Here is a 14458-nt window from a genome sequence, read left to right as displayed (position 1 = left end):
TCCTTTCCTTACAGCTGCACGCCGGAGAAGGACATGAAGCCCAGCGACATCAGACCGATGGTGATGAAGGTGATGCCCAGACCCTGCAGGCCAGCCGGTACGTCGCTGTACTTGAGCTTCTCGCGAATACCCGCCAGCGCGGCGATGGCCAGTGCCCAGGACACACCCGCGCCGATACCGTAAACGGTGCTTTCGGCCAGGTTGTAATCACGCTCGACCATGAACAGCGAGCCACCCATGATGGCGCAGTTCACGGTGATCAGCGGCAGGAACACGCCGAGGGCGTTGTACAGCGCAGGCACGTACTTATCCAGGGTCATCTCGAGGATCTGCACCAGTGCCGCGATCACGCCGATGAAGGTCAGCAGGCCGAGGAACGACAGGTCCACTTCAGGCAGGCCGGCCCAGGCCAGCGCGCCATCCTTGAGGATGTTGGCGTAGATCAGGTTGTTCACCGGCATGGTGATACCCAGCACCACGACCACGGCGATACCGAGGCCGATGGCGGTTTCCACCTTCTTGGAGATGGCGATGAAGGTACACATGCCGAGGAAGAACGCCAGCGCCATGTTCTCGACGAACACCGCACGGACGAACAGGCTGATGTAATGTTCCATTAATAGGCCTCCTTGCTGGATACCTGAGGCGCCATCTTGTAGGCGTTCTTCTCGATCTGGTCTTTCTTCCAGCTACGGATGCCCCAGATGAACAGACCGATCAGGAAGAAGGCCGAAGGCGGCAGCAGCAGCATGCCGTTGGGCTGGTACCAGCCACCGTCGTTGACCACCGAGAAAATCTCGTAGCCCATCAGCTTGCCCGCGCCGAACAGCTCGCGGATCACGCCCAGAGCCACCAGCATGGCGCTATAGCCCAGACCGTTACCGATACCGTCGAAGAACGACAGCACCGGCGGGTTCTGCATGGCGAACGCCTCGGCACGGCCCATCACGATGCAGTTGGTGATGATCAGACCGACGAACACCGACAGCTGCTTGGACAGACTGAAGGCATAGGCCTTGAGCACCTGGTCCACCACGATCACCAGGGACGCGATGATCACCATCTGCACGATCATGCGGATCGAGCCGGGGATCTGGCTGCGGATCATGGAGATGAACAGGTTGGAGAAACCGCACACCAGGGTCAGCGCGGCGGACATCACCAGCGCGGTCTGCAGGTTCGAGGTTACCGCCAGGGCCGAGCAGATCCCGAGGATCTGCAGGCCGATGGGGTTGTTGTTGAAGACCGGGTTGAGCAGGACTTCTTTGATAGTCGGTTGCGACATGATCAGGCCTCCCCTGCACGCAGGTTAGCGATAAACGGACCGAAGCCGTTCTGGCCGAGCCAGAACTTCAGCAGGTTGTCCACACCGACGCTGGTCAGAGTGGCACCAGCCAGGCCATCGACCTGGTGAGTGGCTTGCGGGCTCTGCGGATCGACACCGCCCTTGACGATCTGTACGGCCAGCTTGCCGTTATCGTCGAACAGGGTCTTGCCCGGCCATTGGCCTTTCCACTTCGGGTTATCCACTTCGCCGCCGAGACCCGGGGTCTCGCCGTGCTGATAGAAGCCCATGCCGACCACGGTGTTGAGGTCGCCCTTGACCGCGATGAAGCCGTGCAGGGTCGACCACAGGCCGTAACCGCGCACCGGCAGGATCAGCGTTTCGACCTCGCCATCCTTCTCCACCATATAAACGGTGGTGTAGCGCTCCTGGCGCTTGATCCCGGCGATGTCCTCGCTGCCCTTGAGCGCGCTGGAGGTCTTCGGATCCTTCGACGCCTTGAGCGGATCGAAGGTGATCGGATCATGCGCATCGGAGAACTTGCCGCTCTCCAGATCCACCAGCTTGGCGGTGATGGTGCTGTTGAACAGTTCCTTGACCCGGTTGCCCGACATGCCCGCCTCACCCAGGCCAGCGATGGCCAGAATGCTGCGCTGCTTGTCCAGCAGGCGGTTCTCCACCTGGGTCGGCTTCAGTGCGATGGCAGCGCCGGCGACGAACACCGAGCACACCAGACACACCAGCAGGGCCACCGTCAGCGTACGGACGGTGGATTCTTTTTGACTAGACATTGCGTGCCAGCCTCCGCTTGATATTGGCCTGAACGACGAAGTGGTCGATCAGCGGTGCAAACAGGTTGGCGAACAGGATCGCCAGCATCATGCCCTCGGGGAAGGCCGGGTTGACCACACGGATCAGCACCACCATCACGCCGATCAGGGCGCCGAAAATCCACTTGCCGGTGTTGGTCATGGACGCCGATACCGGGTCGGTGGCCATGAAGAACATGCCGAAGGCGAAGCCGCCCACCACCAGATGCCAGTACCAGGGCATGGCGAACATCGGATTGGTGTTGGAGCCGATCAGATTGAGCAGCAGCGACAGGCCGATCATGCCCAGCATCACGCCGGCGACGATGCGCCAGGAAGCGATCTTGGTGATCAAGAGCACCAGGCCGCCGATGGCGATGGCCAGGGTGCTGGTTTCGCCGAGCGAGCCGTGAATGGTGCCGATGAAGGCGTCCATCCAGGTGATGCCGTTGTTGATCACGTTCTCGATGCCGCCGGAAGCCGCCAGGCTCAGCGAAGTGGCGCCAGCGAAGCCGTCCACCGCCGTCCAGACCGCATCACCCGACATCTGCGCCGGGTAGGCGAAGAACAGGAAGGCACGGCCGGTCAGTGCCGGGTTGAGGAAGTTCTTGCCGGTACCACCGAACACTTCCTTGCCGATCACCACGCCGAAGCTGATACCCAGCGCCACCTGCCACAGCGGAATGCTCGGCGGCAGGATCAGGGCGAACAGCACGGAGGTGACGAAGAAGCCTTCGTTGACCTCATGCTTGCGGATCGAGGCGAACAGCACTTCCCAGAAGCCGCCGACGATGAAGGTCACCGCGTAGACAGGCAGGAAGTAGGCAGCCCCCTGGATGAAGTTGTCCCACAGGCTGTTCGGGTCGAAACCGGCCAGCGAGCCGATCAGCGCGAAACGCCAGCCTTCCTGGCTCGCCAGCAGCTCGGGGCTCTGGGCGAAGATCAGGTTGGCCTGGTAGCCGGTGTTCCACATGCCGAAGAACATGGCCGGGAAGGTGCACAGCCACACGGTGATCATCATGCGCTTGAGGTCGATGCCATCACGCACGTGAGCGGTGGTCTTGGTCACGCTGCCAGGACGATAGAAGAAGGTGTCGATGGCTTCGTAGAGGGCGTACCACTTCTCGTACTTGCCGCCCTTTTCGAAGTTGTGCTCGATCTTGTCGAGGAATGCACGAATGCCCACGGATTAACCCTCCTTCTCGATGCGGGTGAGGTTGTCCCGCAGGATCGGGCCGTATTCATATTTGCCGGCACACACGTAGGTGCACAGCGCCAGGTCTTCTTCGTCGAGTTCCAGGCAACCCAGCTTCTGGGCCATCTCGGTGTCACCGACGATCAGGTAGCGCAAGAGTTGAGTCGGCAGGATGTCCAGTGGCATCACTGCTTCGTAGTTGCCCACCGGCACCATGGCGCGCGGGCTGCCGTTGGTGGTGGTGGTGAAGTTGAACAGCTTGGAGCCGGCCAGCTTGGAGACGAAGATGTTCAGTACCGAGTGCTTGTTAACGCCGGCACGCAGGTAATGCATCATCTCGCGCTCGTTACCCTCGCTCAGGCAGGACACCTGGTTGTGGTAGCGACCGAGGAAGGCGAAGGCGCCCTGAGCGGTACGACCGCCGAACACCGAACCGGAAACCACGCGGTTGAAGCCAGGCTTGAGCTCACCGGCGGTGAGTTCTTCCAGGCTGGCGCCCAGACGGGTACGCAGCAGACGCGGCTGCTCCACGACCGGACCACCCAGCGCAACCACGCGTTCGACGAACAGCTGGCCCGTGGTGAACAGCTTGCCCACGGCGATCACGTCCTGATAGCCGATCTGCCATACGCTCTTGCTGACGCTGACCGGATCGAGGAAGTGAATATGGGTGCCCGGCAGACCTGCCGGGTGCGGGCCGGCAAAGGCTTCGCTGTGCACCTTGGCGACATTCTCGCCCGGCAGGCTGACACCTTCGGCCTTGCACAGGAAGACCTTGGCCAGGTTGCCCAACACCTTCAAACCATTTTCGAAGTCAGCGGCATGTTCACCGATGATCACCGCCGGATCGGCGGCGAGCGGGTGAGTATCGATGGCAGTGACGAAGATCGAACTCGGTACGGCGTCGAGCGCCGGCACCTTGCTGAACGGACGGGTGCGCAGCGCGGTCCAAAGGCCGGACTGCTGCAGGTTCTCGCGAACCTGAGCATCGCTCAGCGAGTCGAGCTGGTCGGCAGCGTACTGGCTGAAGGTTTCCTGCTCGTCGCCTTCGATGTCGATGACCACGGATTGCAGGACGCGCTTCTCACCACGATGAATGGCGCTGATCACGCCAGCAGCGGGGGCGGTGTAGCGCACGCCGGGTGTCTTCTTGTCGGTGAACAGCAATTGACCGAGCTTGACCCGGTCACCGACCTGCACTTCCATCGTCGGCTTCATCCCGTGATAGTCGAAGCCGATGACGGCGACACTGCGCACGGGCCTGGCGGCCTCGATACGCTGTGCCGGCGCACCCGTTATGGGCAAATCGAGCCCATGCTTTAGTTTGATCATAGGTTTGCCTAACCACTGATTTAGAAAGCTTTTTATAGGACAGGAAGGGCAACCGAAGGTCTAATAGACCCAACCACGCCGATGCAGTATGGGCGTGGATCAAGGCGCCAAACCTGGGTAAAAAATCCGCTTGATTATAAAGATGCCCCCCAGGGCTGACCACCCAAGCGCTTGCTTTTTTTGGCTTTTCGGTAACAGGGCGCAACAGATTGCGTCTTGATCGGCATCAACAATCCCCTCCCCTCGCCCCGCACCCCGAAAACTTCCCGGCACAACGAAAAACGGGAGCCGAAGCTCCCGTTTTTCGTTTGCGCTACTTAGCGCGGGAAGGCAGGCGGGTTCACCCCGGCCATGTCTTCCATCACACGCACCACCTGGCAGCTGTAGCCGAACTCGTTGTCGTACCAGACATAGAGAACGACGCGATTGTCGTTGGCGATGGTGGCTTCGGCATCGACCACACCGGCGTGACGCGAACCGACGAAGTCGGTGGACACCACTTCCTGCGAGCTGACGAAATCGATCTGCTTCTGCAGATCCGAGTGCATGGCCATCTGGCGCAGGTACTCGTTGATCTCTTCGCGAGTGGTGGCCTTCTCCAGGTTCAGGTTGAGAATGGCCATGGACACGTTCGGCGTCGGCACACGAATGGCGTTGCCGGTCAGCTTGCCCTTGAGCACCGGCAGCGCCTTGGCCGCAGCGGTAGCCGCGCCGGTTTCGGTGATGACCATGTTCAGCGCGGCACTGCGACCACGACGACTGCCCTTGTGGAAGTTGTCGATCAGGTTCTGGTCGTTGGTGTAGGAGTGAACGGTCTCGACATGACCGTTGACGATGCCGTACTTGTCGTTGACCGCCTTGAGCACCGGCACGATGGCATTGGTGGTGCAGGAAGCCGCGGAGATGATCTTGTCCTCAGCGGTGATTTCGCTGTGGTTGATGCCGTGCACGATGTTCTTCAGCGCGCCCTTGCCAGGCGCAGTGAGCACCACGCGATCGACGCCCGGGCAGGCCAGGTGCTGACCCAGACCCTCGGCATCACGCCATACGCCGGTGTTGTCCACCAGCAGCGCGTTCTTGATGCCGTACTGGGTGTAGTCGACTTCCTTCGGATCCTTGGCGTAGATCACCTGGATCAGGTTGCCGTTGGCCGTCAGGGTGTTGTTCTCTTCATCGATGGTGATGGTGCCGTTGAACTTGCCGTGCACCGAGTCACGACGCAGCAGGCTGGCACGCTTGACCAGATCGTTGCTGGCACCCTTGCGCACGACGATGGCACGCAGACGCAGGCCGTCGCCGCCACCGGTCTTCTCGATCAGGATGCGCGCCAGCAGACGGCCGATACGACCGAAACCGTAGAGCACCACGTCGGTGCCTTCGCGAGCAGCGCCGTTCTGCTTGCCAACCACCTCGGCCAGCTCGTCCTTGACGAACTGCTCGACGGCACGGCCAGCGCCTTCGGCCTTGAACTTGGCAACCAGCTTGCCCAGGTCGACGGAAGCGGCGCCCAGCTTGAGCTCGCTCATCGCCTTGAGCATGGGGAAGGTGTCGTGGACCGACAGTTCGGCCTCATCGGCCAGGCGATGGCGAGCGAAACGGTGAGCCTTGAGGATGTCGATGACCGAACGGTTGATCAGGCCACGGCCGTAGATCGAGGTCACCACATTGTTGTTGCGATAGAGCTGACCAATCAGCGGAATCATCGCTTCCGCGAGGGCTTCACGATCGATCCATTCACCGAGACACTGGTCGGGCTTCTGAGTCACGGGCAGTACCTTCCACATGTAGGGGCTGAAAAAAGGGGCTACATTATGACGGCGCGCGCGGGCATGAGCAATGCGCGCCTGTCGCGACTGACATTGACCACCAAGCCCCGCTACAATTCCCGGCCTTTTGTCACGACCGTGAGCCGCCCGTGTCCGTACTGCGTCTTCCGTCTCTACCGGCCAGCGCCGGCAAACAGCAATGGGGCAATCTGCCTGGTGCCGCCATGTCCCTAGCCATCGCCGAAGCGGCCAGCAATGCCGGACGCTTCACTCTGGTGCTCACCGAAGGCAGCCAGAGCGCCGAGCGCCTGCAGGAAGAGCTGGCATTCTTCGCGCCGGACCTGCCCGTGCTGCACTTTCCGGACTGGGAAACGCTGCCCTATGACGTCTTTTCGCCGCACCAGGACATCATTTCCCAGCGTATCGCCACGCTCTACCGACTGCCGCAGCTGAGCCGCGGCATCCTCGTAGTGCCGATCGCCACCGCCCTACACCGCCTGGCGCCCAAGCGCTTTCTGCTCGGCAGCAGTCTGGTGCTGGACGTGGGCCAGAAGCTCGACGTCGAGCAGATGCGTACGCGCCTGGAGGCCGCCGGCTACCGCTGCGTCGACACCGTGTACGAGCACGGCGAGTTCGCCGTGCGCGGCGCGCTGATCGACCTGTTCCCCATGGGCAGCGAGGTGCCCTACCGCATCGACCTGTTCGACGACGAAATCGAAACCCTGCGCACCTTCGACCCGGAAAACCAGCGCTCGGTGGACAAGGTGGAGTCGATCCGCCTGCTGCCGGCGCGCGAATTCCCGCTGGAGAAGAAGGCCGTCAGCGATTTCCGCGGGCGCTTTCGCGAGCGTTTCGACGTGGATTTCCGCCGCTGTCCGATCTATCAGGACCTGTCCAGCGGCATCACCCCGGCCGGTATCGAGTACTACCTGCCGCTGTTCTTCGAGGAAACCGGCACCCTGTTCGACTACCTGCCGGGCGACACCCAGGTGTTCTCCCTGCCCGGCATCGAGAAGGCCGCCGAGCACTTCTGGACCGACGCACGCAACCGCTACGAGGACCGCCGCGTCGACCCCGAGCGCCCACTGCTGCCGCCGGCCGATATCTTCCTGCCGGTGGAAGACTGCTTCGCCCGCCTGAAGAACTGGCCGCGCGTGGTGGTCAATCAGGACGACATCGAACCCGGCGTCGGCCAGACCCGCTTCGAGGCACGCGCCCTGCCCGACCTGGCGATCCAGGCCAAGGCCGGCGAGCCGCTGGCGGCGCTGCGCCGCTTCATCGAGGAATATCAAGGCCGCGTGCTGTTCTGCGCCGAGTCGGCCGGGCGCCGCGAGGTGCTGCTGGAGCTGCTTGCCCGTCTCAAGCTCAAGCCCAAGGAAGTCGATGGCTGGCCGGCGTTCGTCGAAAGCGGCGAACGCCTGAACATCTGCATCGCGCCGCTGGACGAGGGCCTGCTGCTCGATGATCTGGCGCTGATCGCCGAAAGCCCGCTGTTCGGCCAGCGCGTCATGCAGCGTCGTCGCCGCGAGAAGGGTCGCGACACTGGCGACAACGTGATCAAGAACCTCACCGAACTGCGCGAAGGCGCGCCGGTGGTGCACATCGATCACGGCGTCGGTCGCTACCTGGGCCTGGTGACCATGGAGTTCGACGGCCAGGCCGCCGAATTCCTTGCCCTGCAGTACGCCGACGAGGCCAAGCTCTACGTACCGGTGGCCAGCCTGCACCTGATCGCCCGCTACAGCGGCAGCGACGATGCCCTGGCGCCGCTGCACCGCCTGGGTTCGGAAACCTGGCAGAAAGCCAAGCGCAAGGCCGCCGAACAGGTGCGCGACGTAGCCGCCGAACTGCTCGACATCTACGCCCGCCGCGCCGCCCGCGAGGGTTTCGCCTTTCAGGACCCGGCCCTGGACTACGCCACCTTCAGCGCCGGCTTCCCCTTCGAGGAAACCCCGGATCAGCAGGCCGCCATCGACGCCGTGCGCGCCGACATGCTGGCCGGCAAGCCGATGGATCGCCTGGTCTGCGGCGACGTCGGCTTCGGCAAGACCGAGGTGGCCATGCGCGCCGCCTTCATCGCCGTGCACAGCGGCAAGCAGGTAGCCGTGCTGGTGCCCACCACCCTGCTCGCCCAGCAGCACTACAACAGCTTCCGCGACCGCTTCGCCGACTGGCCGGTGAAGGTCGAGGTGATGAGCCGCTTCAAGAGCGCCAAGGAAGTCGAAGGCGCTGTGCAGCAATTGGCCGAAGGCAAGGTGGACATCGTCATCGGCACCCACAAGCTGCTGCAGGACGACGTCAAGTTCCACAATCTCGGCCTGGTGATCATCGACGAGGAGCACCGTTTCGGCGTGCGCCAGAAGGAGCAGCTCAAGGCGCTGCGCAGCGAGGTCGACATCCTCACCCTCACCGCCACCCCGATTCCGCGCACCCTGAACATGGCCGTGGCCGGCATGCGCGACCTGTCGATCATCGCCACGCCACCGGCGCGGCGCCTGTCGGTACGCACCTTCGTCATGGAGGAGAACAAGCCGACCATCAAGGAAGCGCTGCTGCGCGAATTGCTGCGCGGCGGCCAGGTGTACTACCTGCACAACGATGTGAAGACCATCGACAAATGTGCCAGTGAGCTGGCCGAACTGGTGCCCGAGGCGCGCATCGGCGTCGGCCACGGTCAGATGCGCGAGCGCGAGCTGGAACAGGTGATGAGCGACTTCTACCACAAGCGCTTCAACGTGCTGGTGGCCTCGACCATCATCGAAACCGGCATCGACGTGCCCAGCGCCAACACCATCATCATCGAGCGGGCCGACAAGTTCGGCCTGGCCCAGCTGCACCAGCTGCGCGGCCGTGTCGGTCGCAGCCACCACCAGGCCTACGCCTACCTGCTCACGCCACCACGCAAGAGCATGACCGACGATGCGCAGAAGCGCCTGGAGGCCATCGCCGGCGCGCAGGACCTCGGCGCCGGCTTTATCCTCGCCACCCACGACCTGGAAATCCGCGGCGCCGGCGAGCTGCTCGGCGATGGTCAGAGCGGGCAGATCCAGGCCGTCGGCTTCACCCTCTACATGGAAATGCTGGAAAGGGCCGTGAAGGCCATCCAGAAAGGCGAGCAGCCCAACCTCGACCAGCCGCTGGGCGGCGGCCCGGAGATCAACCTGCGCGTGCCGGCGCTGATCCCCGAGGACTACCTGCCTGATGTGCATGCGCGTCTGATCCTCTACAAGCGCATCGCCTCGGCCACCGACGAGGACGGCCTGAAAGAGCTGCAGGTGGAGATGATCGACCGCTTCGGCCTGCTACCGGAGCCGACCAAGCACCTGATGCGCCTGACCCTGCTCAAGCTGCAGGCCGACAAGCTGGGCATCACCAAGGTCGACGCCGGCCCGCAGGGCGGCCGTATCGAGTTCGCCGCGGAAACCTGCGTCGACCCGCTGACCCTGATCAGGCTGATCCAGGCCCAACCGAAACGCTACAAGTTCGAAGGCGCCACCGTCTTCAAGATCCAGGTGCCGATGGAGCGCGCGGAAGAACGCTTCAACACCCTGGAAGCCCTGTTCGAGCGCCTCGCGCCCACCACCTGAAGGACTCACACATGCGCCCACTGCACCTGATCGCCCTGCTGCTCTGCCTGCTGACACCGAGCGCCTTCGCCGAACGCCTGTATCAGGTCGAACTGCTGGTGTTCCGCCAGGCAGGCGAGCCGGTCGTCGCGCCCAAGGTGGCACCGGACGACTGGGCAGGCACGGCATTGCCCATCACCGGCAACGAACGCCCTACCGCGCTCGATGGGGAGGCCGCCAAGCTCAATCCCGGCAACGGCTATCAGTTGCTGCTGCACAAGGCGTGGAGCCAGACCATTGGCAACTCGCCGAGTCGCGTGGCCGTCAGCAGCGGTGAAGAGCACTTCGGCCACCACGCGGTAGAAGGCACCCTGAGCTTCATCCAGGAGCGCTTCGCCGACCTGGATCTGGAACTGTGGATCAACCGCTTCAGCGCCGACGGCCTGCTGGAGAGCAGCGAGCACATGAAGGTCACCCAGCGTCTGAAGGACAACAGCCTGACCTATCTGGACCACGGCGGTCTGGGCGCTCTGGTGCGCATCACCCCCCTCTGAGTCGCTAAAGCAAAAGGGCCGCTAAGCGGCCCTTTTCGTTACTGTCGAATGCTCAACCCGCCAGCACCCGTGCCAGCACCGACTTGACCGTGCCCATGCCCTGCTCCAGCACCCGCTCGATCTCGGCCATGGTGATCAGCGTGCTGGACTTGCCCGCCGCCGGGTTCACCACCAGCGCCAGACAGGCGTAAGGCAGCGCCAACTCGCGCGCTAGCACAGCCTCCGGCATGCCGGTCATACCCACCAGATCGCAGCCATCGCGGTCCATGCGGGCGATTTCCGCAGCCGTTTCCAGCCGCGGCCCCTGGGTGCAGCCGTAAACCCCATGATCACTGAACGCGGCATTCTCGGCGCGCAGCGCTGCCACCAGTCGCTGGCGCAACTGCCCGTCGTACGGCTGGCTGAAATCGACATGGGTGACATGCTCCAGCTCACCCTCATAGAAGGTATGCGCACGTCCGGCGGTGTAGTCGATGATCTGGTGCGGCACGCAGAAATGCCCGGTACCCATGGCGGCGTGGATACCACCGACCGCGTTGACCGCGACTATCGCCTTGGCGCCGGCCTGCTTCAGCGCCCAGAGGTTGGCGCGGTAGTTCACCTGGTGCGGCGGAATCCGGTGCGGCTGGCCGTGGCGGGCGAGAAACAGCACCTCGCGCCCGGCGTAACTGCCCCGCAGGATATCGGCGGAGGGCGCCCCGTAAGGCGTATCCAGCGGCAGCGCTTCGTGAATCGTCAACCCTTCCAGCTGGGTCAGGCCGGTGCCGCCGATAATGGCGTAGACAGTCATAGGCAGGTCCTCAGTCGAGCAACTGGGCAGCTCTCAGGGCCGCCACAGCGGTAAGCCAGCGTGGCGCCTGGCGGTATTCGGTAGTGGCGTGACCGCGGCCACGCATCCGCTCGAGGCGCACCGGCGGTGTCACGCGCAGACGCTGCAAGGCACTGAGCGCCAGCTCGGCCGAAGCGCGGTCGTTGCACACCAGCCCCATATCGCAGCCTGCAGTCAGTGCGGCCTGGATACGCTTGCCGGCATCGCCGACCACATGGGCACCGGCCATGGACAGGTCATCGCTGAAGATCACGCCGTCGAAGCCCAGTTCGCCGCGCAGGATGTCCTGCAGCCAGCGCCGCGAAAAGCCGGCCGGGTGCTCATCCACCTGCGGATAGATGACATGGGCAGGCATCACCGCATCCAGCTCACCGACCAGACGCTGGAACGGCTGCATGTCGCAGGCACGGATCTCATCCAGGCTGCGCCCGTCCAGCGGGATGGCCACGTGCGAGTCGGCCTCGGCCCAACCGTGACCGGGAAAATGCTTGCCGGTGGCAGCCATGCCCGCCTGATGCATACCGCGAATGAAGGCCGCCGCCAGCGCGGCGGCGCGCTGCGGATCGCCCTCGAAGGCGCGACTGCCGACCACCGCACTGCGCTGGTGGTCGAGATCCAGCACTGGCGCGAAACTCAGGTCCAGGCCCACCGCCATTACCTCGGTGGCCATCAGCCAACCGCAATGTTCGGCCAGCTCCTCGGCATTGTCGTTATCGGCAATGGCGCGCATCGCCGGCAATCGCAGGAAACCCTGACGCAGACGCTGCACCCGCCCGCCTTCCTGATCCACCGCCAGCAGCAGGTCTGGACGCAGCGCGCGGATGCTCTGACACAGCTCGCGCACCTGGCGCGGCGATTCGATATTGCGAGCGAAGATGATCAGGCCGCCCACTTCGGGCTGGCGCAGCAGCTGGCGGTCTTCGGCGGTCAACCAGGTACCGGCGATGTCCAGCATCAAAGAGCCTTGAATAGGTGTCGTCACAAAAAATTCCTTAGAGGAGTTCCGCCTCTGCCCACTGCGGACAGGGCGCCTCGTCGATCCTGACCGGGCAGTGCAGTGCCACCCGATCGAACAGAGTCAGCATGTCTGCGTTGCGCAAGCGCACGCAGCCATGCGAAAGCGGCACGCCCATGGGTTCGCAATCAGGCGTGCCATGCAGGTAAATATAGCGGCGAAAACTGTCGACCTGAGCGCCTCGATTGCGCCCGGGCTCCAGGCCACTGAGCCAGAGGATGCGGGTGAGTATCCAGTCGCGGCCAGGGAACTGCTCATGCAGCTGGGGTGACCAGATCTCCCCGGTCCAGCGCCTTGCCCTGAGCACCGCAGCCAGCGGCAGGCCGGCGCCGATCCTGGCGCGCACCTGATGCAGACCGCGCGGGGTGCAGCCTGAACCGTTGCGTTCTCCAGGGCCATTGAGTGCGGTGGAGACCGGCAGACGCAGCACCAGCCGCCCCGCACGAAAACCGTACAGGGCCTGATCGGCAATGGAGATATGCAGCAAATCGAGTTCGGACATGGGCCGCTAGCTTAGCCGAACGGCCGAGCCACGCCCACCCGCAGGGATCAGACCTTGGCCGGAGCGCTTGGCGACTTGCTGCGCGGTTTGAGCTGCGCGGCCGCCAGCGAGGGATCGTTGACACCGGTTTCGGCGCGCATGCCGGCGGCCAGGAAAGGCACCATCATGCGCATCACCTGCTCGATCGAAGTGTTGACGCCGAAATCGGTCTCGGCCATGGCGCGCAGCGCCTTGATGCCGGACATGCTGAACGCCGCGGCGCCGAGCATGAAATGCACACGCCAGAACAGTTCCAGCGGCGGAATGCGCGGGGCGGCATCGTGCACGAGGAGCATGTAGCGGCGGAACACCTTGCCGTACACCTCTTCCAGATACTTGCGCAGGTGCCCCTGGCTCTGACTGAAAGCCAGGCCGAGCAGACGCATGAAGATGGACAGGTCGTTGCCGCTACGCGGCTTGACCGCCAGCGCCTGCTCGACCAGCAGTTCGAGGAGTTCCTCGAGGGTGGCCTGCGTGTCGGCCTTGGCCTGACGACGGTCGAGTTCCTTTTCCAGACTGGCGCAGAAGGGCCCGAGGAAGCGCGAGAAGACCGCCTGGATCAGCGCCTTCTTCGAGCCGAAGTGATAGTTGACCGCAGCCAGATTGACGCCGGCCTTGCTGGTGATCAGCCGCAACGAGGTTTCGGCGAAGCCTTTTTCCGCGAACAGCTGTTCCGCAGCATCGAGAATGCGTTCAACGGTTTCCGACTGAGCCATGAGTTATCACCTGACAAACACTTGTTTGAAACATACGTTTCAGCCCATCGAATTGTCAAGCCGCACGAGCCGTCTTTTGGCCGGCTGGTCACAGCTTACAACAAGCGAAGACGTACTTTGCCGCAAGCAGGTTACAAGCCAGGCGGCAGGCACCGGCAAATTGGGCGTTGCCAAGGCTCGCTTACTGTATATAATCCCAGCCACTGTATAAAAAGACAGAGCCCAGCCATGCTGAAACTGACGCCACGCCAAGCCGAGATTCTCGCCTTCATCAAACGCTGCCTGGAAGACAACGGCTATCCGCCCACTCGGGCGGAAATCGCCCAGGAGCTGGGCTTCAAGTCACCCAACGCGGCGGAGGAGCACCTCAAGGCTCTGGCGCGCAAAGGGGCCATCGAAATGACGCCCGGCGCCTCGCGCGGCATTCGCATACCAGGCTTCGAGCCAGGTGCAGCCAACGAGGACGAAGGCCTTCCCGTCATCGGCCGCGTGGCCGCAGGGGCTCCCATTCTCGCCCAGCAGCATGTCGAGGAATCCTGCCAGATCAATCCTGCGTTCTTTCACCCCAAAGCCGACTATCTGCTGCGCGTGCGCGGCATGAGCATGAAGGACATCGGCATCTTCGACGGCGACCTGCTGGCCGTGCACACCACGCGCGAAGCGCGCAACGGCCAGATCGTGGTCGCCCGCCTCGACGACGAGGTCACGGTCAAGCGCTTCAAGCGCGAGGGCAACAAAGTCTGGCTGATCGCCGAAAACCCCGAGTTCGCCCCGATCGAAGTGGATCTGGAGCAGCAGGATCTGGTCATCGAAGGTTTGAGTGTCGGTGTAATTCGCCGCTGAGGAAACG

At 63.4% G+C, this 14458-nt stretch carries 13 protein-coding genes; 3 read left to right on the top strand and 10 right to left on the bottom strand.

The annotated features are described in order from the left end of the window. Positions 1 to 8: 8 nt before the first annotated feature. The 6 genes from nqrE to N7333_RS07320 all read right to left on the bottom strand — a co-directional run bounded on the left by nqrE (position 9) and on the right by N7333_RS07320 (position 6405). The gene (nqrE, locus tag N7333_RS07345; protein WP_003245232.1) at positions 9 to 617 is read right to left on the bottom strand and encodes an NADH:ubiquinone reductase (Na(+)-transporting) subunit E; all 609 of its coding nucleotides are present in this window, start codon (positions 615 to 617) and stop codon (positions 9 to 11) included. Continuing rightward, positions 617 to 1291, bottom strand: coding sequence for an NADH:ubiquinone reductase (Na(+)-transporting) subunit D (locus tag N7333_RS07340; RefSeq protein ID WP_177491021.1), 675 nt, complete (start codon positions 1289 to 1291; stop codon positions 617 to 619). The genes nqrE and N7333_RS07340 overlap by 1 nt, the downstream gene beginning before the upstream one ends. Then, on the bottom strand, positions 1288 to 2076 hold the full coding sequence (locus tag N7333_RS07335; protein WP_003245237.1) for a Na(+)-translocating NADH-quinone reductase subunit C: 789 nt from the start codon (positions 2074 to 2076) through the stop codon (positions 1288 to 1290). The genes N7333_RS07340 and N7333_RS07335 overlap by 4 nt, the downstream gene beginning before the upstream one ends. After that, positions 2069 to 3280 carry an NADH:ubiquinone reductase (Na(+)-transporting) subunit B gene (locus tag N7333_RS07330; protein ID WP_003245239.1) on the bottom strand — a complete coding sequence of 404 codons (1212 nt, stop codon included), beginning with the start codon at positions 3278 to 3280 and terminating at the stop codon, positions 2069 to 2071. Before N7333_RS07330 ends, N7333_RS07335 begins: the two co-directional genes overlap by 8 nt. Positions 3281 to 3283: 3 nt before the next feature. Further along, the gene (locus N7333_RS07325) at positions 3284 to 4621 is read right to left on the bottom strand and encodes a Na(+)-translocating NADH-quinone reductase subunit A (RefSeq protein WP_003245241.1); all 1338 of its coding nucleotides are present in this window, start codon (positions 4619 to 4621) and stop codon (positions 3284 to 3286) included. A 317-nt stretch (positions 4622 to 4938) separates the two neighbouring features. Beyond that, on the bottom strand, positions 4939 to 6405 hold the full coding sequence (locus tag N7333_RS07320; RefSeq protein WP_012018133.1) for a glyceraldehyde-3-phosphate dehydrogenase: 1467 nt from the start codon (positions 6403 to 6405) through the stop codon (positions 4939 to 4941). Positions 6406 to 6536: 131 nt separating this feature from the next. Here N7333_RS07320 and mfd point away from each other — a divergent pair, with 131 nt between their 5' ends. Further along, positions 6537 to 9974, top strand: coding sequence for a transcription-repair coupling factor (gene mfd / locus N7333_RS07315; protein WP_129481449.1), 3438 nt, complete (start codon positions 6537 to 6539; stop codon positions 9972 to 9974). 11 nt (positions 9975 to 9985) lie between these two features. Next, positions 9986 to 10507, top strand: a complete 522-nt coding sequence (locus tag N7333_RS07310) for a peptidoglycan binding protein CsiV (protein ID WP_129481450.1) — start codon at positions 9986 to 9988, stop codon at positions 10505 to 10507. Positions 10508 to 10559: 52 nt separating this feature from the next. Here the strand turns inward: N7333_RS07310 and N7333_RS07305 are convergent, their stop codons facing one another. Genes N7333_RS07305 through N7333_RS07290 form a run of 4 tightly spaced genes read right to left on the bottom strand, consistent with a single transcriptional unit; the run spans position 10560 to position 13608 of the window. Next, a complete protein-coding gene (locus N7333_RS07305) occupies positions 10560 to 11297 on the bottom strand; it encodes an S-methyl-5'-thioinosine phosphorylase (RefSeq protein WP_129481451.1) in 738 nt (245 codons plus the stop codon). A gap of 10 nt (positions 11298 to 11307) precedes the next feature. Beyond that, on the bottom strand, positions 11308 to 12306 hold the full coding sequence (nagZ, locus tag N7333_RS07300; RefSeq protein ID WP_129481816.1) for a beta-N-acetylhexosaminidase: 999 nt from the start codon (positions 12304 to 12306) through the stop codon (positions 11308 to 11310). 22 nt (positions 12307 to 12328) lie between these two features. Then, entirely contained in the window at positions 12329 to 12853 is a 525-nt protein-coding gene (locus N7333_RS07295) for a L,D-transpeptidase (protein WP_012018128.1), read from the bottom strand. 47 nt (positions 12854 to 12900) lie between these two features. Continuing rightward, a complete protein-coding gene (locus N7333_RS07290; protein ID WP_129481452.1) occupies positions 12901 to 13608 on the bottom strand; it encodes a TetR/AcrR family transcriptional regulator in 708 nt (235 codons plus the stop codon). A 228-nt stretch (positions 13609 to 13836) separates the two neighbouring features. On the opposite strand from N7333_RS07290, the gene lexA reads away from it, so the two are divergent. Beyond that, positions 13837 to 14451 carry a transcriptional repressor LexA gene (gene lexA, locus N7333_RS07285; RefSeq protein WP_003245255.1) on the top strand — a complete coding sequence of 205 codons (615 nt, stop codon included), beginning with the start codon at positions 13837 to 13839 and terminating at the stop codon, positions 14449 to 14451. The last annotated feature ends 7 nt before the right edge of the window (positions 14452 to 14458 follow it).

The sequence above is a fragment of the Pseudomonas sp. GD04158 genome, assembly GCF_029834875.1.
GTDB lineage: Bacteria > Pseudomonadota > Gammaproteobacteria > Pseudomonadales > Pseudomonadaceae > Aquipseudomonas > Aquipseudomonas hydrolytica.
Note: the sequence above shows the minus strand (reverse complement) of the source record. Positions and strands in the feature narration are given on the sequence as shown.

What these genes read in the sequence shown, in the direction of transcription:
- nqrE (WP_003245232.1), bottom strand. Translation starts at nt 617, where the DNA reads ATGGAACATTACATCAGCCTGTTCGTCCGTGCGGTGTTCGTCGAGAAC.
- N7333_RS07335 (WP_003245237.1), bottom strand. Translation starts at nt 2,076, where the DNA reads ATGTCTAGTCAAAAAGAATCCACCGTCCGTACGCTGACGGTGGCCCTG.
- N7333_RS07325 (WP_003245241.1), bottom strand. Translation starts at nt 4,621, where the DNA reads ATGATCAAACTAAAGCATGGGCTCGATTTGCCCATAACGGGTGCGCCG.
- N7333_RS07320 (WP_012018133.1), bottom strand. Translation starts at nt 6,405, where the DNA reads ATGTGGAAGGTACTGCCCGTGACTCAGAAGCCCGACCAGTGTCTCGGT.
- N7333_RS07310 (WP_129481450.1), top strand. Translation starts at nt 9,986, where the DNA reads ATGCGCCCACTGCACCTGATCGCCCTGCTGCTCTGCCTGCTGACACCG.
- N7333_RS07305 (WP_129481451.1), bottom strand. Translation starts at nt 11,297, where the DNA reads ATGACTGTCTACGCCATTATCGGCGGCACCGGCCTGACCCAGCTGGAA.
- N7333_RS07295 (WP_012018128.1), bottom strand. Translation starts at nt 12,853, where the DNA reads ATGTCCGAACTCGATTTGCTGCATATCTCCATTGCCGATCAGGCCCTG.
- N7333_RS07290 (WP_129481452.1), bottom strand. Translation starts at nt 13,608, where the DNA reads ATGGCTCAGTCGGAAACCGTTGAACGCATTCTCGATGCTGCGGAACAG.
- lexA (WP_003245255.1), top strand. Translation starts at nt 13,837, where the DNA reads ATGCTGAAACTGACGCCACGCCAAGCCGAGATTCTCGCCTTCATCAAA.